The organism is Pseudomonas sp. Lb2C2 (assembly GCF_052112205.1).
Lineage (GTDB): Bacteria > Pseudomonadota > Gammaproteobacteria > Pseudomonadales > Pseudomonadaceae > Aquipseudomonas > Aquipseudomonas kilonensis.
Genome location: NZ_JAUTYW010000006.1, coordinates 538,458 through 560,406, shown reverse-complemented (window position 1 = coordinate 560,406; position 21,949 = coordinate 538,458). Strand labels below are relative to the sequence as shown.

Here is a 21,949-nt window from a genome sequence, read left to right as displayed (position 1 = left end):
CTACATCGAGCACGCCCGAGCTTGCGCCGGCGGCGATGGTGATGGTTTTGCCGCTGTCGAGCGTGACGGTGACCGGACCATTTTGCGCGGTGACCGGATTGCCGTTGGCATCGGTCAGCGTGGCGGTATAAGTGATGGTGCCGTTTTCGTTCACAGTCGGTGTCGCGGTCAAGGTCACCGTGGTGGTGTCGTTGACGTCGCTGACGATGGTGCTGACCGGAGTCGTGTTCGGTGCAATGGCTTCCAGGTTGCCGCCGGATGCCGAAGCAATCGACTCAGTCACCGTGGTTGGGCCTTGGTACACGTCATTACCAACGGCCACGTCCAACACGCCCGAGCTCGCGCCCGCGGCGATGGTGATCGTTTTGCCGCTGTCCAGGGTGACGGTGACCGGCCCGTTTTGCGCGGTTACCGGGTTGCCATTGGCATCGGTCAGCGTGGCGGTGTAAGTGATCGTGCCGTTTTCATTTACGGTCGGTGTGGCAGTGAGCGTCACGGTGGTCGTGTCGTTGACATCACTGACGATGGTGCTGACTGGAGCCGTGTTCGGTGCAATGGCTTCCAGGTTGCCGCCGGATGCCGAGGCAATCGACTCGGTCACGGTGGTTGGGCCTTGGTACACGTCGTTGCCGACCGCGACGTCCAACACGCCTGAGCTTGCGCCGGCGGCGATGGTGATCGTTTTGCCGCTGTCCAAGGTCACGGTGACCGGGCCGTTCTGCGCGGTGACCGGGTTGCCGTTGGCATCGGTCAGCGTGGCGGTGTAAGTGATGGTGCCGTTTTCGTTCACGGTCGGCGTAGCAGTCAACGTCACGGTGGTGGTGTCGTTGACGTCGCTGACGACGGTGCTGACCGGCGCCGTATTTGGAGCAATGGCTTCCAGGTTGCCACCGGATGCCGAAGCAATCGACTCGGTGACAGTTGTTGGCCCCTGGTAAACATCGTTACCCACAGCAACATCGAGCACGCCGGAGCTCGCGCCCGCGGCGATGGTGATGGTTTTACCGCTGTCCAAGGTCACGGTAACCGGACCATTCTGCGCGGTGACCGGATTGCCGTTGGCGTCGGTCAGAGTCGCGGTGTAGGTAATGGTGCCGTTTTCGTTCACGGTCGGTGTGGCGGTCAAGGTCACGGTGGTGGTGTCGTTGACATCACTGACGATGGTGCTGACTGGCGCGGTGTTCGGAGCGATGGCTTCCAGGTTACCGCCCGATGCCGAGGCAATCGACTCGGTGACAGTCGTTGGCCCCTGGTAAACATCGTTACCCACAGCAACATCGAGCACGCCAGAGCTTGCGCCTGCAGCAATGGTGATGGTCTTACCGCTGTCGAGCGTGATGGTGACAGGACCGTTCTGCGCGGTGACCGGGTTGCCGTTGGCATCGGTCAGGGTCGCGGTGTAGGTGATGGTGCCGTTTTCATTCACTGTCGGTGTGGCAGTGAGCGTCACGGTAGTGGTGTCGTTGACATCGCTGACGACAGTGCTGACCGGAGCGGTGTTGGGCGCGATGGCTTCGAGGTTGCCACCGGATGCCGAGGCAATCGACTCAGTCACGGTGGTTGGGCCTTGATACACGTCGTTGCCGACCGCCACGTCCAATACACCCGAGCTTGCGCCTGCAGCAATGGTGATGGTCTTACCGCTGTCGAGCGTGATGGTGACAGGACCGTTCTGCGCGGTGACCGGGTTGCCGTTGGCATCGGTCAGGGTCGCGGTGTAGGTGATGGTGCCGTTTTCATTCACTGTCGGTGTGGCAGTGAGCGTCACGGTGGTGGTGTCGTTGACATCGCTGACGACAGTGCTGACCGGAGCGGTGTTGGGCGCGATGGCTTCGAGGTTGCCACCGGATGCCGAGGCAATCGACTCAGTCACGGTGGTTGGGCCTTGATACACGTCGTTGCCGACCGCCACGTCCAATACGCCCGAGCTTGTGCCCGCGGCGATGGTGATGGTCTTACCGCTGTCGAGCGTGATGGTGACAGGACCGTTCTGCGCGGTGACAGGGTTGCCGTTGGCATCGGTCAGGGTCGCGGTGTAGGTGATGGTGCCGTTTTCATTCACGGTCGGCGTAGCAGTCAGCGTTACGGTGGTGGTGTCGTTGACATCGCTGACGACGGTGCTGACTGGCGCCGTGTTCGGCGCGATGGCTTCCAGGTTGCCACCGGATGCCGAGGCAATCGACTCAGTCACGGTGGTTGGGCCTTGATACACGTCGTTGCCTACAGCCACGTCCAATACGCCAGAGCTCGCGCCGGTGGCGATGGTGATGGTCTTACCGCTGTCGAGCGTGACAGTGACCGGACCATTTTGCGCGGTGACCGGATTGCCATTGGCATCGGTCAGGGTCGCGGTGTAAGTGATCGTGCCGTTTTCGTTCACAGTCGGTGTCGCGGTCAAGGTCACCGTGGTGGTGTCGTTGACGTCGCTGACGATGGTGCTGACTGGCGCCGTGTTCGGTGCGATGGCTTCCAGATTACCGCCGGTGGCAGTACTGATGCTTTCGGTGACGGTGGTTGGGCCTTGGTAGACGTCGTTGCCGACGGCTACGTCCAATACACCCGAGCTTGCGCCCGCGGCGATGGTGATGGTCTTGCCGCTGTCCAGGGTTACGGTGACCGGACCATTTTGCGCGGTGACAGGGTTGCCGTTGGCATCGGTCAGGGTCGCGGTGTAGGTGATGGTGCCGTTTTCATTCACGGTCGGCGTAGCAGTCAACGTCACGGTGGTGGTGTCGTTGACGTCGCTGATGATGGTGCTGACCGGAGCGGTGTTTGGCGCGATGGCTTCGAGGTTGCCGCCGGATGCCGAGGCAATCGACTCAGTCACCGTCGTCGGACCTTGATACACGTCGTTGCCGACGGCTACGTCCAATACACCCGAGCTTGCGCCCGCCGCGATGGTGATGGTTTTGCCGCTGTCGAGGGTGACCGTCACAGGACCATTCTGCGCGGTGACCGGGTTGCCATTGGCATCGGTCAGCGTGGCGGTGTAAGTGATGGTGCCGTTTTCGTTCACGGTCGGTGTAGCGGTCAACGTTACGGTAGTGGTGTCGTTGACGTCGCTGACGACAGTGCTGACCGGAGCCGTGTTCGGGGCGATGGCTTCCAGGTTACCGCCCGTGGCGGTACTGATGCTTTCGGTGACGGTGGTTGGGCCTTGATACACGTCGTTGCCGACCGCCACGTCCAATACGCCCGAGCTTGCGCCCGCCGCGATGGTGATGGTTTTGCCGCTGTCCAAGGTCACGGTGACCGGACCATTTTGCGCCGTGACTGGGTTGCCGTTGGCGTCGGTCAGGGTCGCGGTGTAAGTGATCGTGCCGTTTTCGTTCACAGTCGGTGTCGCGGTCAAGGTCACCGTGGTGGTGTCGTTGACGTCGCTGACGATGGTGCTGACCGGAGTCGTGTTCGGTGCGATGGCTTCCAGGTTACCGCCCGATGCCGAGGCAATCGACTCAGTCACCGTGGTTGGCCCTTGGTAAACATCGTTACCCACAGCGACATCCAATACACCCGAGCTTGCGCCCGCGGCGATGGTGATGGTCTTGCCGCTGTCCAAGGTCACAGTGACCGGACCATTTTGCGCGGTGACCGGGTTGCCGTTGGCGTCGGTCAGCGTGGCGGTGTAGGTGATGGTGCCGTTTTCGTTCACGGTCGGAGTAGCAGTCAACGTCACGGTGGTGGTGTCGTTGACGTCGCTTATGATGGTGCTGACCGGAGCGGTGTTTGGCGCGATGGCTTCGAGGTTGCCGCCGGATGCCGAGGCAATCGACTCAGTCACCGTCGTCGGACCTTGATACACGTCGTTGCCGACGGCTACGTCCAATACACCCGAGCTTGCGCCCGCCGCGATGGTGATGGTCTTGCCGCTGTCCAGAGTCACGGTGACTGGACCGTTCTGCGCGGTGACCGGGTTGCCGTTGGCGTCGGTCAGCGTGGCGGTGTAGGTGATGGTGCCGTTTTCGTTCACGGTCGGAGTAGCAGTCAACGTCACGGTGGTGGTGTCGTTGACGTCGCTGATGATGGTGCTGACCGGAGCGGTGTTAGGCGCGATGGCTTCGAGGTTGCCACCAGTGGCGGTACTGATGCTTTCGGTGACGGTGGTCGGACCTTGGTAGACGTCGTTGCCGACGGCTACGTCCAATACACCCGAGCTTGCGCCCGCTGCGATGGTAATGGTTTTGCCGCTGTCCAGGGTCACAGTGACCGGACCATTCTGCGCGGTGACTGGATTGCCGTTGGCATCGGTCAGGGTCGCGGTGTAAGTGATGGTGCCGTTTTCGTTCACTGTCGGTGTGGCAGTGAGCGTCACGGTGGTGGTGTCGTTGACATCGCTGACGATGGTGCTGACTGGAGCCGTGTTCGGTGTGATGGCTTCCAGATTGCCGCCGGATGCCGAAGCAATCGACTCGGTGACAGTCGTAGGCCCCTGGTAAACGTCGTTGCCGACAGCCACGTCCAACACGCCCGAGCTTGCGCCCGCAGCGATGGTGATGGTTTTACCGCTGTCCAAGGTCACGGTAACCGGACCATTCTGCGCGGTGACCGGATTGCCGTTGGCATCAGTCAGCGTGGCGGTGTAAGTGATGGTGCCGTTTTCATTCACGGTCGGTGTCGCGGTCAACGTCACGGTAGTGGTGTCGTTGACGTCGCTGACGACGGTGCTGACCGGCGCGGTGTTAGGCGCGATGGCTTCAAGGTTGCCACCAGTGGCGGTACTGATGCTTTCGGTGACGGTGGTCGGACCTTGGTAGACGTCGTTGCCGACGGCTACGTCCAATACACCCGAGCTTGCGCCCGCTGCGATGGTAATGGTTTTGCCGCTGTCCAGGGTCACAGTGACCGGACCATTCTGCGCGGTGACCGGGTTGCCGTTGGCATCAGTCAGCGTGGCGGTGTAAGTGATCGTGCCGTTTTCATTTACGGTCGGTGTGGCAGTCAGCGTCACCGTGGTGGTGTCTATCGAGTCGGTAATCGTAGTAACCGCAGGTGCAGTGCTCGGGACCAGATTCTCAAAATTGCCACCCGTCGCGCCCGTAATGGTAGTGCTGACCGTGCTGCCGTTGTTGTAGACGTCATTGGCCGGCGTCTCGACGTTGACGGTGCCGGTAGTCTGGCCGGCGGCAATGGTGATGACTGAGCCATTGCTCAAGGTCACTGTCACCGGAGTTTGAGCCGGGTTGGTCAGCGTCGCGGTGTAAACAATCGAACCGCCTTCGGTGATGGTGTTGCTGGCGGTCAGGGTCAGGCCAGTAGTGTCGGCCGAATCAGTGATTGTGGTGACCGCAGGCGCAGTGCTCGGCACCAGGTTTTCAAAGTTGCCACCGGTCGCACCGGTAATGGTGGTGCTGACCGTGCTGCCGTTGTTGTAGACGTCATTGGCCGGCGTCTCGACGTTGACGGTGCCGGTAGTCTGGCCGGCGGCAATGGTGATGACCGAGCCATTGCTCAAGGTCACTGTCACCGGAGTTTGAGCCGGGTTGGTCAGCGTCGCGGTGTAAACAATCGAACCGCCTTCGGTGATGGTGTTGCTGGCGGTCAGGGTCAGGCCAGTAGTGTCGGCCGAATCAGTGATTGTGGTGACCGCAGGCGCGGTGCTCGGCACCAGGTTTTCAAAGTTGCCACCGGTCGCACCGGTAATGGTGGTGCTGACCGTGCTGCCGTTGTTGTAGACGTCATTGGCCGGCGTCTCGACGTTAACGGTGCCGGTAGTCTGCCCCGCGGCGATGGTGATGACCGAGCCATTGCTCAAGGTCACCGTCACCGGAGTCTGGGCCGGGTTGGTCAGCGTCGCGGTGTAAACAATCGAACCGCCTTCGGTGATGGTGTTGCTGGCGGTCAGGGTCAGGCCAGTAGTGTCGGCCGAATCAGTGATTGTGGTGACCGCAGGCGCAGTGCTCGGCACCAGACTCTCGAAGTTGCCACCTGTCGCACCGGTAATGGTGGTGCTGACCGTGCTGCCGTTGTTGTAGACGTCGTTAGCCGGGGTATCGACGTTGACGGTCCCAGTGGTCTGGCCAGCAGCGATGGTAATGACCGAGCCATTGCTCAAGGTCACGGTCACTGGAGTTTGAGCCGGGTTGGTCAGCGTCGCGGTATAGGTGATCTGGCCGCCTTCGGTGACAGTATTGCCCGCGCTCAGCGTGACGGTGGTGGTGTCGACGGTGTCGGTGATCTGGGTCACGGCCGGCGTGGTGGGCAAGGTCACGGCGATGCCGGTGCCGCCGGTAGTGCCGGTTACGGTCACGCTGATTTGGGTGGCGTCGTTGTAGACGGTGTCGTTCGGTGCCAGTGGTACGTTGACGCTGCCGGTGGTTTGTCCGGCAGCAATCACGATCACGGAGCCGTTGGACAGGGTCACGGTCAGGTCGGTCTGGGGCGCCTGGGTGACCGTCGCGGTATACACCAGCACGCCACCGGCCTCGGTCAGGGTCGGGGTGGCGCTCAGGGTCAGCGTCGCGTCGAGCACTGCGTTGGCTGTGGTATCGGTGTCGAGAGCAGTGATGTCTGTGTCGGTTGCCGCGGCCGTGCTCAAACCTTCCGTTGGGAAACCGACAGTAGGGTCAACGCTACCAGCGGTGGCATCCAGCACCACAAAGCTGTGGCCGCCACCGGCGGCACCCCCCGTGCCCGCGGCAGTGGCGCCGGCGGCGGTGGCTTCCAGGGCGGTCGTCGGGTCGACGCCCGCGGCGATGGCTTGCTGCAGCTCTTCTACCGACGGCGCGGCCTGGGCAGTGGCTTGTGCCAGGTCGGTGGAAGAGTCCGGGGCATTGGCGCTCCACTGGGTGTCGCGGCCCAGGTCCAGGGTGCGGCCATCGGCCAGATCCAATGTGACGGCGCCGGACGGGCCCGTGTCCAACTGGTCGCCCGTGTACAGGCGATCACCTTCAATGAGTACGCGTCGGATGCCTTCTGGGGATACGACGAAAACCTGACCAACAATGCTTTTGACAACGGCAATAACACTGCTCATTGAAGACTCTCCGGGTGCCACGCTCAGTAGACTTCCATGGACCCGGCAGCTTGTAGGCCGCAGCGGTCTGGACGTACATGTTCACAAAGTAAGGTTATTTGACGCTTTACCATGTCAATATTTTGGCTGTGTCTTCTCGATTATTTTGTTTGTGCCAAACTATTGACCTTCTGCCGGCCATCCTAAACAATCGCCGAGGTAATGTCACATTGATATTTAAGCGGCGACCTGTTCTTTCAGTGCGTGTTCCAGCTCCTGTTTTGAACTTTCCGACATACGGTCATTCCGGTTGCCATCATCCGATGCAGCGCCACGTTTCGCTGTGATCCAAGACAAGTGTTTCAGGAAGAAATCCACCATGCGTCTGCACCTGTTCAAGGCTTTACCCTTTGCCCTCGCCGCCAGTTTCGTACAAGCACAAACCTTGCCGCAGGCCATGCAACAGGCGCTGGATGTCCATCCTGAAATCCAGGCCGGCGTGAACAGCCGCTTCGCGGCGGATTACCAGCTCAAGGCGGCCAAGGGCGGCTACCTGCCTAGAGTGGACCTTGCAGCCGGATACGGCCGTGAAGGCACCGACAGCGTCACCACCCGGTCGGGCGGTACCAATCATTGGGAAACCCTGAACCGCAGCGAGTCGAGCCTGCGCCTGTCGCAAATGGTTTTTGACGGTTTTGCGACGTCCAGCGAAGTGGGGCGTCAACAAGCCACCGTCAATGCCCGTGCCTACTCGTTGCTGGACGCCTCCGAGCGTACCGGGTTGACGGTGGCGCAGGTCTACCTGGACGTGCTGACCCGTCGCGAGTTCGTGCGTCTGGCCGAGGAAAACCTCAAGAGCCACGAGCGCATCTTCGACCAGATCAAACTGCGCACTTCCCGTGGCGTGGGCAGCGGCGCCGACCTGGACCAGGCCGAAGCGCGCATGGCCCAGGCTCGCAACAACCTGATCACCGAACAAACCAACCTGGCCGATGCCGAGACCAACTACCTCAGCGCCGTTGGCCAACTGCCCGATCAACTGGAGCGTCCTGCCGATTTTCTGGCGTTGCTGCCGGCCAACCTGACCGAAGCCCGCGCCCAGATGCTGGAGAACAGCCCGGTGCTGCGTTCGGCCGAAGCCGACATCGCCGCGGCCGAGCAACAGTACGAAGCCGCCAAGTCGAGCTTCTACCCACGCTTCGACGCCGAGCTGGGCCGCACCGCCGACAACGACCTGGACGGCCAGAACGGCCACAACAATGAATGGCAAGCCATGCTGCGCATGCGTTTCAACCTGTATGCCGGGGGCAGCAACAAGGCGGACCTGGAATCCAAGTCATACCTGTCCAATCAGGCCCTGGATATCCGCAACAACGCGCTGCGCCAGCTCAATGAAGAACTGGGCCTGGCCTGGAACGCCTTGAACAACGCCAACGCCCAGGTGCCGATCGCCCAGCAATACGTAGATCGCAGCGCCAATGTGCGCACCGCCTACCAGAAGCAGTTCAGCCTCGGCGAGCGTACCCTGCTCGACTTGCTCGACAGCGAAAACGAGCTGTTCAGCGCTTCCCGACGCCTGGCGGAAATCAAGAACGTGCAGTTGTTCACCCAATACCGTATCAAGGCAACCATGGGCCAACTGTTGAAAAGCCAGGGTGTGGTCGCACCGTTGGCATCGGTTGTGCAAACCGACGTGAAACCCAAGGTCCAGTTGCCTGGGATGAATTGAGTTTTACCACCCGTTTTAATCAGTCAGAGTGCCGAGCGTGGAATCAGAAGTCAGTCCAGTTGAACTAGTTCATGACCCGCGCACGCTGCACGACGACCCGCTGCTGGACGGCCTGCTGGCGCTCTGCATGCTGCATCAGAAGCCGGCCAGCGCGGCAATGCTCACCACCGGCCTGCCGCTGCCCAAGCAACGGCTGAGCGTCGAATTATTGTCGCGCGCGGCGGCCCGCGCCGGTCTGCAAGGCCGGGTGCTGCAACGCAAGCTCGAGCAAATCCCGGCCATCGCCATGCCGGCGCTGTTGCTGCTCAAGGACGGCCGCAGCGCCGTGCTGCTGGGCTGGGTCGGCGATGACCAGGCGCGGCTGCTGCTCAGCGAAAGCGATGGTGGTGAAGTCACGGTCAGTCGTGACCTGCTGGCCGATGACTACAGCGGCAAGGTGTTCTTCGCCCAGCCGCAGCATAAATTTGACGTGAACCACGGCACGCTGATTCCCCGGGCGCGTTCGTGGTTTCGCGACACCCTCAAGCGGTCCCGCTGGTTGTATGCCGATGCTATCGCGGCAAGCCTGCTGATCAACATCATTGCCATGGCCGCGCCGCTGTTCGTGATGAACGTCTACGACCGCGTGGTGCCGAACCAGGCCGAAGCGACCCTGTGGGTGCTGGCTGTCGGTATCACTGGCGCCTATGTGTTCGACTTGATCCTGAAGATGCTGCGCAGCCTGTGCCTGGACCTGGCCGGCAAGAAAACCGACCTGATCATTTCGGCGACGCTGTTCGAGCGCATCGTCGGCATGGCCATGAAATACCGCCCGGCGCGGGTCGGCAGCTTTGCCCAGAACATCCATGAATTCCAGAGCCTGCGGGACTTCCTCGCCTCGCTGACCCTCACCAGCCTGATCGACCTGCCGTTCACCCTGCTGATCTTCGCGGTCATCGCGATCCTCGGCGGGCACCTGGTGTGGATTCCGGTGCTGGCGTTCCCGATTGCCCTGCTGATCGGTTATGCGTTGCAGAAGCCTTTGGTGGCGACCATGGAGCGAACCATGGCCTTGGGCGCCGAGCGCCAATCCAGCCTGATCGAAACCCTGTCCGGCCTGGACGCGGTGAAGGTCAACAATGCCGAGAGCGAGCGCCAGTATCAGTGGGAGCAGACCATCGGCACCCTCAGTCGCCTCGAACTGCGGGTGAAGATGTTGTCCGGCCTGGCGATGAACATCACCTTGCTGATCCAGCAATTGGCCGGGGTGATCATGATCGTCTTCGGCGTTTACCAGATCATCGCTGGCAGCTTGAGCATGGGCGGGCTGATCGCCTGCTACATGCTCAGCGGTCGCGCCCTCAGCCCATTGGCGTCGTTGTCGGGTTTGCTGACCCGCTACCAGCAGGCGCGGGTGACCATGACCTCGGTCGACGAGATGATGGAGCTGCCCCAGGAGCGTAATTTCGACGAGCGCCCGCTGAGCCGTAAGGTCCTGCAGGGCGCCATTGAATGCCGCCAGTTGAATTTCACTTACCCGAACCAGCAGAACGCCGCGCTGAAGAACATCAATCTGGTGATCAAGCCGGGCGAGAAAATCGGCATCATTGGCCGCAGCGGCTCGGGCAAGAGTTCCCTGGCCAAGTTGCTGGTGGGGCTTTACCAACCCGATGACGGTGCCTTGCTGGTGGACGGTGTGGACATCCGCCAGATCGACGTCAGCGAGCTGCGTTACAACATAGGCTACGTGCCCCAGGACATCCAGCTGCTGGCCGGTACGCTGCGCGACAACCTGACTTCCGGCGCCCGGTACGTCGAAGATGAGTTGGTGCTCCAGGCCGCAGAACTGGCAGGCGTGCATGAGTTTGCCCGCCTGCATCCACAAGGCTATGAACTGCAAGTCGGTGAGCGTGGACAGAACCTGTCCGGTGGTCAGCGCCAGAACGTCGCCCTGGCCCGCGCGCTGCTGCTCAACCCGCCCATCCTGTTGCTGGACGAACCCACCAGCGCCATGGACAACACCGGTGAAGAACGCTTGAAACAGCGCCTGGCTGCCGTGGTGGAAAACAAGACTGTGCTGCTGGTGACGCACCGGGCCTCCTTGCTGTCGCTGGTGGACCGCCTGCTGGTGATCGACCGTGGACAGATCCTCGCCGACGGCCCGAAAGCCGCTGTCATGGAAGCGTTGAAGAAGGGGCAGATCAGTGTTGCTTAAATCCGGTTTAAAGGGCGCGGTGGGCCGTTATTTCAAAGGTTCCGACTCGCTGCACGGCCAACCGCTGCCCGAGGTCAACAAAGCCCTGATCGAGGATGCTCCCCGGGTGGTGCGCTTGACGATCTGGGGCATCATCGGTTTCTTTGTGTTCCTGATGTTGTGGGCCAACTTCGCCGTGATCGACGAAGTGACCAAGGGCGACGGCAAGGCGATTCCCTCGTCCAAGGTCCAGAAAATCCAGAACCTGGAAGGCGGCATCGTCGCTGAGTTGTTCGTCACGGAAGGGCAGATCGTCGATGCCGGCGCGCCGTTGATTCGCCTGGATGACACCCGGTTTGTCTCCAATGTCGGCGAAACCGAGGCTGACCGCCAGTCCATGCTGTTGCGGGTCGAGCGCTTGAGTGCCGAGGTCGATGACCGGCCGCTGAACTTCCCGGCCGATGTGCTCAAGGCGGTGCCGGGCCAGGCCGCCAGCGAGGAGTCGCTGTACATCAGCCGCCGCCAGCAGTTGCACGATGAAATCGGCGGCTTGCAGGAGCAGTTGATCCAGCGCCAGCAGGAACTGCGCGAATTCGTGTCCAAGCAGGCGCAGTACCGCTCCGGCCTGGCGCTGCAACGCCAGGAAATCAACATGTCCGAGCCGTTGGTGGCCCAGGGCGCGGTATCGCCGGTGGAAGTGCTGCGGCTCAAGCGCGCCGAGGTCGAGACCCGTGGGCAACTGGACGCCACGACGCTGGCGATCCCGCGTGCCGAATCGGCGATCAAGGAAGTGCAGCGCAAGATCGACGAGACCCGCGGCAAGTTCCGCAGCGACGCCCTGACCCAGCTCAACGAAGCTCGCACCGACTTGAACAAGGCCCAGGCCACCGGCAAAGCCCTGGAAGACCGGGTGAGCCGGACCCTGGTGACATCGCCCGTGCGTGGCATCGTCAACAAGTTGCTGGTGAACACCATCGGCGGCGTGATCCAGCCCGGCAGCGACCTGGTGGAAATCGTGCCGCTGGACGACACCATCCTGGTGGAAGCGAAAATCCGTCCCCAGGACATCGCCTTCCTGCACCCAGGCCAGGACGCCACGGTGAAGTTCACCGCGTACGACTACACCATCTACGGCGGGATGAAAGCCAAGCTGGAACAGATCGGCGCCGATACCATCACCGATGAAGACAAGAAAACCACCTACTACATCATCAAGCTGCGCACCGAACGCAGCCACCTGGGCACTGATGACAAACCCCTGCTGATCATTCCGGGCATGGTGGCGTCGGTGGACATCATCACCGGCAAGAAAACCGTGCTCAGCTACCTGCTCAAGCCAATCATCAAGGCCCGGGCCGAGGCATTGCACGAGCGGTAGCACCCTGGCTACATTCCCATGTGTGGGAGCAAAGCTTGCTCGCGAAACAGGCGCCTCGGTTCCTGAAAGATCGCGTTGTCTTCATCGCGGGCAAGCCTTGCTCCCACAGCGGTGCGGTGCAAAACTCCAGGTCATATCGTTATTCGTTAACGGTATTTAAATTACTGTTCTTATACCTTTAAAGTCATCCCCCTGCGTACCTGCCGACCAATCGGCGCGCCGCACGACATAAACCAACACGGTAACGCCGTGAGTTTTGATCGATTGCGCGCCTGTTCAAGCGCGTCGTGCGTGGGAGTGATGTATGTCAGCCGTCTCTTATTCTCCAGATTCACCTATCGCGAACATTGCATCGCAGTCGTTCGACGTCCGTCCGTTGCGCGATGCCGTAGGCGCCGAAATCGTCGGGCTGGACCTGTCCCGACCGATCAACGACCAGGATTTCGCCCGCATCCATCGCGCGCATCTGGACTATCACGTCGTGGTGTTCCGCGACCAACGCATCACCCCGGAACAACAGATCGCCTTCAGCCGCCGTTTTGGCGTGCTGCAGATCCATGTGCTCAAGCAGTTCCTGTTGGCCGGGCATCCGGAAATCCTCATCGTCTCCAACATCATCGAAAACGGCCAATCCATCGGCCTCGGCGATGCCGGCAAGTTCTGGCATTCGGACCTTTCGTATAAGGAACTGCCCAGCCTCGGCTCGATGCTTCACGCCCAGGAGCTGCCGAGCGAAGGCGGCGACACGTTGTTTGCCGACATGCACAAAGCCTGGGACGGTCTGCCCGAAACGCTGCGTAAAGCCGTGGAAGGCCGTTCGGCGGCGCATTCCTACACGGCGCGCTACAGCGAGACCAAATTCGAAGGCAACTGGCGCCCGACGCTCACACCAGAGCAACTGGCCCAGGTTGCCGAAGTCGTGCATCCGATCGTGCGTACGCACCCGGAAAACGGGCGCAAGGCGTTGTTCATCAGCGAGGGGTTTACCACCCGCATCGTCGGTCTGCCGGAGGACGAAAGCAGAGCCATCCTGGCCGAGTTGTATGCCTACAGCGTGCTGCCGCAGAACATCTATCGCCATCAATGGCAGCCCCATGACCTGGTGTTCTGGGACAACCGCTCGTTGATCCACTTGGCCGCCGGTTGCCCGAGTCATCTGCGCCGCAAGCTGTATCGCACCACCATCCAGGGCGACGCCCCTTTCTGATCGGCTGCGCCTCGCGCAAAGAGCCCGGAGTATCACCATGTCCAAACGCATTGCTTTTGCACCGCTGGCCGCCGCCATCGGCCTGGGATTGAGTTTGCTGGCCGGCAGCCTGGTCACGCCGGCCAGCGCCCACGCCGAGGGCGAGATTCGTATCGCCGAACAGTTCGGCATTGTTTACTTGCTGCTGAACGTGGTCCGCGATCAACAATTGATCGAAAAATACGGCAAACAGGAGGGCATCGAGATCAAGGTCGATTGGACCCAGTTGTCCGGCGGCGCGGCGGTCAACGATGCGTTGCTGTCGGGCTCCATCGACATTGCCGGGGCCGGCGTCGGGCCGTTGTTGACGGCCTGGGACCGCACCCGTGGCAAGCAGAACGTCAAGGCCGTGGCCTCCCTGGGCAACTTTCCCTATTACCTGTTGAGCAACAACCCGAACGTCAAGACCATCGCCGACTTCACCGAGAAGGACCGCATCGCGGTGCCGGCGGTGGGTGTTTCGGTGCAGTCGCGTTTCCTGCAATACGCCGCTGCGAAACAGTGGGGCGACAAGGAATTCAACCGCCTCGACAAGTACACCCTGGCGGTGCCGCATCCGGACGCCACGGCGGCGTTGATTGCCGGCGGCACCGAGTTGACCGGGCACTTTTCCAACCCGCCGTTCCAGGACCAGGCCCTGCAAAACCCCAACGTCCACGTGGTACTCAATTCCTATGACGTGCTCGGACCGAATTCACCCACGGTGCTGTTCGCCACCGAGAAATTCCGCGATGAAAACCCGAAAACCTACAAGGCATTCGTCGAGGCGCTGACCGAAGCGGCCGAGTTCGCCCAGAAGGACAGAGGTGAGGCGGCGGACACCTACCTACGGGTAACCAAGGCCAAGATCGACCGGGCGACGTTGCTGAAGATCATCGACAACCCGCAGATCGAATTCACCGTCAGCCCAAAAAACACCTACCCGCTGGCGGAATTCCTCTACCGCGTCGGCGCCATCAAGAACAAGCCGGCGTCGTGGGAAGACTATTTCTTCCAGGACGCCAAACCGTTGCAGGGGAGCTGATTGTCATGAACGCGCTTTTGCAAGGCCACGCGGCCAGCAACCCCACCTCCACTGGCACGGCGTTGTTGTCGGTGGATAACGTCAGCCTGGAATACCGCACCCCGCAACGCGTGGTGCGCGCCACCCACGAGGTCAGTTTCGAAGTCGACCCGGCGGACCGTTTCGTATTGCTCGGCCCATCGGGCTGCGGCAAGTCCACCTTGCTCAAGGCCATTGGCGGCTTCATCACGCCGTGCGAAGGCGAGATTCGCTTGCAAGGCCAGACCGTCAACGCCCCGGGCCCGGACCGGATCGTGGTGTTCCAGGAGTTCGATCAACTGCCGCCCTGGAAAACCGTGAAGCAGAACGTGATGTTCGCGCTGCTGGCATCCGGCACGCTCAAGCGTCGCGAGGCCGAGGAGCGGGCGTTGCACTACCTCGACAAAGTCGGCCTGGCGGCGTTTGCCGATGCCTACCCCCATACCTTGTCCGGTGGGATGAAGGCCCGCGTTGCGATTGCCCGAGCGCTGGCGATGCAGCCGAAGATCCTGCTGATGGACGAGCCCTTTGCCGCCCTCGATGCCCTGACCCGACGCAAGATGCAGGAAGAGTTGCTGCTGCTTTGGGAGGAGGTGCGTTTCACGTTGTTGTTCGTCACTCACTCCATCGAAGAAGCGCTGGTGGTGGGTAATCGCATCCTGCTGCTGTCGCCGCACCCAGGAAGGGTACGGGCGGAAATCCACAGCCATCAATACGATCTGCACAGCCTCGGCGGCGTGGGGTTCCAGCACACGGCGCGGCGGATTCATCGGTTGCTGTTCGATGAAAACCAGTCGCCGGACACCGAGCGTGAGCTGGATTTCGCCGATATCCGTATCGCGTATTAAGGGGAGCGTTCCATGAGCCAGTTATCGCCTGCGCGCGAAGAATACGAAGTCCAATTACAACCCTTGACCCATGTGCCACTGGAGCGCGAGTTGCCCTTGGGCCAGCGCCTCTGGCAACAGGGTTGGCTGCGCAAAAGTCTGATCCTGTTGTTGCTGGCGCTGGTGTGGGAGGGTGTGGCCCGATACCAGAACAACGACCTGCTGCTGCCGAGCTTCCTGCAGACCGCCAGCGCGTTGTACGACGGTTTGCTCAGCGGCGAGCTGCTGGGCAAGGTGTGGATTTCCCTGGTAGTGCTGCTCAAGGGCTACCTGCTGGGGATCGTCCTGGCGTTTGGCTTGACCACACTGGCCGTGTCGACCCAGTTCGGTCGCGACTTGCTCAGCACCCTGACGTCGATGTTCAACCCGTTGCCGGCCATCGCCCTGTTGCCGTTGGCGCTGCTGTGGTTCGGCCTGGGGCAGAACAGCCTGATTTTCGTGCTGGTGCATTCGGTGCTGTGGGCACTGGCGTTGAACATGTATGCGGGTTTTCTCGGCGTGTCGGAAACGCTGCGCATGGCCGGGCGCAACTACGGGCTCAAGGGCCTGCGGTTTGTGTTGTTCATCCTGATCCCGGCGGCGCTGCCGTCGATCCTCGCCGGGCTGAAAATCGGCTGGGCCTTCGCCTGGCGCACCCTGATCGCCGCCGAACTGGTGTTCGGTGCCACCAGCGGCAAGGGCGGCCTGGGCTGGTACATCTTCCAGAACCGCAACGAGCTGTACACCGACAAGGTGTTTGCCGGGTTAGCGGTGGTGATTCTGATCGGGTTGCTGGTGGAGAACCTGGTGTTCGACAGTTTGGAGCGGGTGACGGTGAAGCGCTGGGGGATGCAGCGGTGAACCGTTCTGAAGTAATACGCCGAACCCGTGGCGAGGGAGCTTGCTCCCGCTCGGCTGCGCAGCAGTCGCAAAACCGGGCCATGCGGTTTGCCTGAAGGAATGCTGGGGGCCTGCTTCGCAGGCCAGCGGGAGCAAGCTCCCTCGCCACAGGGTTTTGGGTTGTCTGGGCTGACGTCATCGCGAGCAAGCTCGCTCCCACAGTTGATCGGCGTTGATCTCGATATTTCTGTTCGACACAGATCCAGTGTGGGAGCGAGCTTGCTCGCGATGGCAATCCTCAATTCACCACAGGCCTGTCAGCCAGCTGCTTGAACCTCCAGCCGATCCATCGCCCTTTCCACCAACAAATGCACCCCATCGGCCATCCGGCTGATTGCCAGGATGACGCTGCGGCGCGAACCGTCGATATCATCGGCCAGGTCGGCGGCGATGGCGCTGATGGACAGCAGATCTTCGGAGGCATTGGCCAACAGGGTTTCGGTGTCGATGTCCGGGGCGACCATGAAGAGTTGGGCGGTTTGGGTTTTGCCCGAGGCTTCATCGGTGGGTTTGGGATTTAGGTAGTAGTCGAGGACGCGCTCGGCGGCTTCGTCGAGTTTTTTGGTTTTTGAGGACTTGTCGGAGTTGCCAGGGCTTCCTGGCGGATTCGGAGTTACCTTGAACATGTTTTGGCTTCCTATTCAATCAGAGCCGCCCTAGCTCGCTTGCACGCGATATAAGGGTGGCAGCTATGTGAGGGTGTGCAAGACCGAGTAGGAACTCCAAAAAAACCTCGGCAGACCCGAAGGTCTCCCCACACACAGCCGCCATAAAACACGGGCACGAATGCTCATTAAATGGCTGGTGGCATTATTTGGCGTTCTTTTACCCGGACTTGCACGTCCGTGTCACCGTTTTTTCAGTGACAAACCCAGACTAGCGGTGAGCCCCGAGCCGGACAAGTTCACCAACATCGCCGCAACTTGAAGGAAATCTCCTAGGACGCTGCTGTACGCAAGCAGCACACCAAACCTGTGGCGAGGGGATTTATCCCCGCTGGGCTGCGAAGCAACCCCCAAATGGGCTGAAGACCAACAACCTGACACACCGAGTTGACTGGCTTTAGGGCTGCTGCGCAGCCCAGCGGGGATAAATCCCCTCGCCACAACTGTGTTTGGCTTAGGTCTCGGGCGCTCCAGACGGCGGATTTTATTTATCGCTGCCCGGCCCATTAGCCAAGTAAAGCCCTCTCCATTTCCTTTAGACTGGCCGCCCTCAAGCAAGCCTTCAGGACATGGAATGCCACCCCCTCACAGTCCCTTTCGCAAAGCCCTGGTCGTTTGGTTATATGCCGCCGCTCTGATGCATCTGCTCGCTGGCGTCACGCTGACCTGGGCCGGTCATTCGGGCTTGCTCGACGGTTATCTGCAGAATATCGAACAGGCGTTCTGGGGAGCCGACTCAGTGCCCGTCACGGCCCGCGCGCAACAGGTCTGGTGGCTGGCCTTGTTCGGCGCCACATTGCAGAGCTATGGGCTGTATATGCTCGCCCTCGTCCATATCGGCAATCGATTGAAGCGCGCCATGCCGTGGGGGTGGTTAATCGCCGGCATCCTGCTGTGGGCGCCCCAGGACATGCTGATTTCCGCCCAGGCCCAGGTCTGGTCGCACCTGTGGTTCGACAGCGTCGCCCTGCTCGTTTTATTGCCGCCGCTGTTCTGGCTCTATCGCCACGACCGCCGCACCTCCCTGACTGACAACGCGTCGAGTGATTCAAACCATGCCTGACTTTTCACTGCTGGACTGGGCCATCACCCTGCTGATTGCCCAGGCGATCCTCGGTGCGCTGGATACCCTGTATCACCACGAACTCACCGTCGCCTTGCCCTATCGCCACAGTGCTCGGCTGGAACTCTCTATCCACGCCCTGCGCTCGTGCTTCTACGGGATCCTGTTCCTGGGCATGGCGCACTTGGCCTTCGAAGGCACCTGGGCGATCGTCATCGCGCTGCTGTTCGCCTTGGAGATCGGCCTGACGCTCTGGGATTTTGTGGTCGAGGACCGTAGCCGCAAGCTGCCCGCCATCGAGCGCATCATGCACACGGTGCTGGCGGTCAACGGCGGGGCCTTCTTCGCGCTGTACGGCGTGCAACTGGCGCAGTGGGCGAGTTTGCCCACCGGCCTGAGCGCGATCGACCTGGGCTGGCGCGGTTGGCTGCTGACCTTGTTCGCCATCGGGGTTACGGCCTCGGGGATTCGCGACGGCTTGGCGGCCCTGCGCATGCAACGCGCGGGCAAGCCCGCCAACCCGTTTGCCGGTGGTGCCTACAAGCGCGTGCTGGTGACCGGGGGCACTGGGTTTATTGGCGAGACCCTGGTCAATCAACTGCTCGACGCCGGGCACACGGTCAGCGTGCTGGCCCGTGATCCGTTGAAAGCGGCCTATCTGTTTGATGGCCGCGCCCGTTGCTTGCGCTCCCTGGGCAAGTTGGGTCATGACGAAACCTTTGATGTGGTGATCAATCTGGCAGGCGCACCGGTGGCCGGGCCGCGCTGGAGCCCCGCGCGCCAGGCGCAACTCATCGCCAGTCGGGTCAATACCACTGAAGCCTTGATGACCTGGTTGAAAAACGCCCGGCACAAACCGGCGTTGTGGATACAGGCCTCGGCCGTCGGTTTTTATGGCGTGCGTGACGCCAGCGAAAGCCTCGATGAAAGTGCCGCCCAGGGCGATGGTTTCATGGCTGAACTCTGTGTGCGTTGGGAAGCCTCGGCTCGGCCTGCCACGGAGTTGGGTGTGCGCCAGGTGGTGATGCGCCTGGGCGTGGTGTTTGGCCCGGGCGGTGCTTTGTTGCCGTTGCTGATTCCATTTCGCCTGGGGTTTGGCGGGCGGATGGGTGATGGTCGGCAAATCATGAGTTGGGTGCACCGCGACGACGTGATCCAGGTGATCGCCCGGGCCTTCGATGACCAAAGCCTGAGCGGCACCTACAACCTGGTGGCGCCAGAAACGGTCAGTCAGGCGCTGTTCGCCGAAAGCGTTGGCAAGGTGCTCAAGCGCCCGGTGTGGTTCCACATTCCCGCCGCGCCGGTGCGTGCCTTGGCAGGCGAAATGGCCCAGTTGTTTTTCGACGGCCAACGTGTGCTGCCAAGTCGTCTCGTCGAGGCGGGCTATACGTTCCGTTACCCGACGCTCGACGCTGCCCTGCGCGACTTGGCCTGAGGAGCGCCCATGAGCAAGCCCCGGATGTACCTGCTGGCCGGCAACGGAAGCGCCGCGGATTGGTGGGACGACGCGTTGCCGCATTTTCAACACCACGACGTGGTGCCGCTGGAGCTGCCTGGCTTTGGCAGCAACCCTCAGGCTCCCTGCGAAGACCTGGCGGCCTACGCCCAGGCATTGCTGGCGGCAACGGACAAGGGCAGCGCGATCATGGCGGTCGGGGTCAACGCCTTGCTGGTGCTGCACGCCTTGCAACGTCAGCCGGGGCACTTTTGCCGCAGTGTGTTGCTGGCGCCGGTGGGTGCGTTTTTGTGGCAACGACGGCTGCCGGCGTTGATGTCGCCGCTGCCGATTCGCAAGACCATTCACTGGCTGCTGGCGAACAAACCGACGCTGTTTGCCCACAAGTTTTCCAGCCAGGCCTGGACGCCCGCGCAGTACCAGCGCATGGGCGCCGGCTATGCTCGCTGCCGCGCCTTTGTGCCGCACTGGGACTTGGTGCGTGCCGACACCGCCTTGCCATTGTTGGAGTGGATCACCGACCCGGTCGAACTGGTGTGGGGCGATCAGGACAAGGTACTGGGCGTCGCCCAAGCGGCGGCCTGGTCGGCCATTCTCGCCCGTGCCGATTTGACCATCAGCCTGAAACCTGGTTGGGGCCATTACCCGTGGATCGACTCACCCGCTGAATTCGCGGCGTGGCTGGAGTCGGGCGAACGTGGTTTCGTCGCGCACACCAAAGGCGGTCGCTTGCGCCTGGCGGCGCTGGCTGGGCAGCCGGTGCCTGCGGCGCTGTCGCTCAACGATTGCGCTGACCCGCGCTTGCCAAACTTTCTGGAGAGCCAGCCGGACGCTATCTGGGCAGTGCGCTCCTCCAGTTATGGGGAGGATCAGGCCGATGCGGCCAATGCCGGCTTGAGTACCACGTTCCTGCGCGAGCCGACGCATAACGTGCCGGCGCGCATTGCCGAGTTGAGTGCGGCAGGTGTCGAGGAAGTGGTGGTGCAGCGCTTCATCACGCCACGGCTGTCCGGGATTGCCTTCGTGCGTCACCTGTCAGTCGAACTGGAATGGGTCGAAGGGCATCTGGAATCGTTGGCCGATGGTAAGGTGAGCCCGGAGCGGGCGATCATTTCCCGTCTTGGCGCGGCGTGGAACAGCGATACATTCAAGCCAGCCCACGGCCTGACTGCGGACCTGCTGTGGCGGTTTCTCCAAGGCGTATTGCGGGTCTTTCATTACGTACCCGGCGACGTTGAATGGGCCTGGGACGGCACGCAACTCTGGCTGCTGCAGTACCGGCCGATCAGCGACTACGGCTGGCGCCGCCACCTGACCGCCGCCAACATCGCCGAGATCCTGCCGCCGCAACCCAGCGTGTTGGTGGAGTACGCCCAGCGCCGCGCGGCGGCGAGCATTCCGGCGATCATGGCGCGTTGGGATCCGCGGGTACTGCAAGACAACGAGCCTTTCACGGCGGTGTTTGGCGGTGCTTCGTATATCAACAACGACCTGTTTCTCGCCCGGCTGGCCGACTGGGGCATCAGCGCCAGCAGCTACGCCGGCGAGGTCGGCGGCGCGACACCGCACCTGCCTTGGCGGCCGCTACGTCTGCTGCGTTCGCTGCCGTTGTTCCTGCGTATGCAACGCATTGCCCGCGGGCATTTGCTGACGCTGGAAAACGGCTTGCGACGTTTTGACCGAGAGCTGCACGAACTGACCGAACAAGGCGCAGACGGCCAGCAACTGGCCGACTGGTTTACCCGTTTCTACGTGTTCGTGGTGCAAGGCAATCTGTGCATCGCCAGTGCCTTGGCCAGCAGCGGCGGTGACTGGCTGGGCCGGCCACCAACCGCCTATGACAATCTTGAACACAGCCCCCATCGGCTGCCCTGGGAAACCGACCCAGCGACGCCACGCCCGGCACCGACCGAGCTGCCGCTGCAGGCCTTCCCACAATGGCCCCTGACGATTCGCCTGGCCCATTCGACCGGTCTGCCAGGCTTGCGCGGTTACTACTTGCAAGTGCGCGAATGGTATCGCGACAACCTGATGCGGATTTTCTTCCGTCTGCACCACGCCATGCCGACGATGGACCGGGCGCATTGGTTCGCGCCGCACCCGGATATCCGCAGCCGCGACGGCAGCTTCTGGCAGGACGGTCGTGAAGGCACCGAACAGGCGAGTGGGTTCTTGATCTACCCAGGGCAGGCCCAAGGTATTTTGGGCGAGGACATCCTGCTGGAAGACACCCTGGACCCTGGCCGCCATGCCCACTATCAAAGCGCCCGGGCTGTGATCGCGCGGATGGGTGGACGTCTTTCACATGGCTCGACGTTGCTGCGTGAATTGCGCAAACCTTCGGCGGTATTGCCTCAGGTGGATGTGGGTTGGTTGGGGCGTGAGGTGGTGTATTGCGATGGGAAGTTGAGGTTGGTGGAGTAGGCAGCGCGATGTCTGCCAACCACATAACCTGTGGCGAGGGGATTTATCCTCGTTG

Annotated in this window: 12 protein-coding genes and 1 pseudogene; 10 read left to right on the top strand and 3 right to left on the bottom strand. The window is 61.7% G+C overall.

The window, feature by feature from the left end; genetic code table 11:
* Positions 1-6,973: pseudogene (locus Q7F16_RS21085) on the bottom strand (LapA family giant adhesin); the annotation flags it as partial.
* A 216-nt stretch (positions 6,974-7,189) separates the two neighbouring features.
* A complete protein-coding gene (locus tag Q7F16_RS21080; protein WP_018613208.1) occupies positions 7,190-7,333 on the bottom strand; it encodes a hypothetical protein in 144 nt (47 codons plus the stop codon).
* Between Q7F16_RS21080 and Q7F16_RS21075 the strand changes: the two genes are divergently transcribed.
* From Q7F16_RS21075 to Q7F16_RS21045, 7 genes are all read left to right on the top strand, one after another.
* Positions 7,332-8,681: a TolC family outer membrane protein gene (locus Q7F16_RS21075; RefSeq protein ID WP_014335966.1), complete on the top strand. Its 1,350-nt coding sequence runs from the start codon at positions 7,332-7,334 to the stop codon at positions 8,679-8,681. The genes Q7F16_RS21080 and Q7F16_RS21075 overlap by 2 nt on opposite strands.
* Before the next feature lie 37 nt (positions 8,682-8,718).
* Positions 8,719-10,875 carry a type I secretion system permease/ATPase gene (locus Q7F16_RS21070; RefSeq protein WP_079301425.1) on the top strand — a complete coding sequence of 719 codons (2,157 nt, stop codon included), beginning with the start codon at positions 8,719-8,721 and terminating at the stop codon, positions 10,873-10,875.
* The gene (locus Q7F16_RS21065) at positions 10,865-12,232 is read left to right on the top strand and encodes an HlyD family type I secretion periplasmic adaptor subunit (protein ID WP_409556849.1); all 1,368 of its coding nucleotides are present in this window, start codon (positions 10,865-10,867) and stop codon (positions 12,230-12,232) included. The genes Q7F16_RS21070 and Q7F16_RS21065 overlap by 11 nt, the downstream gene beginning before the upstream one ends.
* 304 nt (positions 12,233-12,536) lie before the next feature.
* The gene (locus tag Q7F16_RS21060; RefSeq protein ID WP_095974133.1) at positions 12,537-13,439 is read left to right on the top strand and encodes a TauD/TfdA dioxygenase family protein; all 903 of its coding nucleotides are present in this window, start codon (positions 12,537-12,539) and stop codon (positions 13,437-13,439) included.
* A 37-nt stretch (positions 13,440-13,476) separates the two neighbouring features.
* Positions 13,477-14,502: an ABC transporter substrate-binding protein gene (locus Q7F16_RS21055; protein ID WP_409556850.1), complete on the top strand. Its 1,026-nt coding sequence runs from the start codon at positions 13,477-13,479 to the stop codon at positions 14,500-14,502.
* Between the two features lie 5 nt (positions 14,503-14,507).
* Positions 14,508-15,368, top strand: a complete 861-nt coding sequence (locus Q7F16_RS21050) for an ABC transporter ATP-binding protein (protein WP_046065220.1) — start codon at positions 14,508-14,510, stop codon at positions 15,366-15,368.
* A 12-nt stretch (positions 15,369-15,380) separates the two neighbouring features.
* Positions 15,381-16,247, top strand: a complete 867-nt coding sequence (locus tag Q7F16_RS21045; protein ID WP_046065221.1) for an ABC transporter permease — start codon at positions 15,381-15,383, stop codon at positions 16,245-16,247.
* A gap of 296 nt (positions 16,248-16,543) precedes the next feature.
* Here Q7F16_RS21045 and Q7F16_RS21040 read toward each other — a convergent pair whose 3' ends face one another.
* On the bottom strand, positions 16,544-16,912 hold the full coding sequence (locus Q7F16_RS21040; protein ID WP_409556851.1) for a DUF6124 family protein: 369 nt from the start codon (positions 16,910-16,912) through the stop codon (positions 16,544-16,546).
* Positions 16,913-17,525: 613 nt separating this feature from the next.
* Here Q7F16_RS21040 and Q7F16_RS21035 point away from each other — a divergent pair.
* From Q7F16_RS21035 to Q7F16_RS21025, 3 genes are read left to right on the top strand one after another with little or no spacing between them, the layout of a single operon-like run.
* Complete coding sequence (locus Q7F16_RS21035) at positions 17,526-18,014, top strand: cell division protein (RefSeq protein WP_409556852.1); 489 nt, start codon at positions 17,526-17,528, stop codon at positions 18,012-18,014.
* Positions 18,007-19,449 carry a TIGR01777 family oxidoreductase gene (locus Q7F16_RS21030; RefSeq protein ID WP_409556853.1) on the top strand — a complete coding sequence of 481 codons (1,443 nt, stop codon included), beginning with the start codon at positions 18,007-18,009 and terminating at the stop codon, positions 19,447-19,449. Before Q7F16_RS21035 ends, Q7F16_RS21030 begins: the two co-directional genes overlap by 8 nt.
* 9 nt (positions 19,450-19,458) lie before the next feature.
* Positions 19,459-21,894 carry an alpha/beta hydrolase gene (locus Q7F16_RS21025; RefSeq protein WP_409556854.1) on the top strand — a complete coding sequence of 812 codons (2,436 nt, stop codon included), beginning with the start codon at positions 19,459-19,461 and terminating at the stop codon, positions 21,892-21,894.
* Positions 21,895-21,949 lie beyond the last annotated feature (55 nt).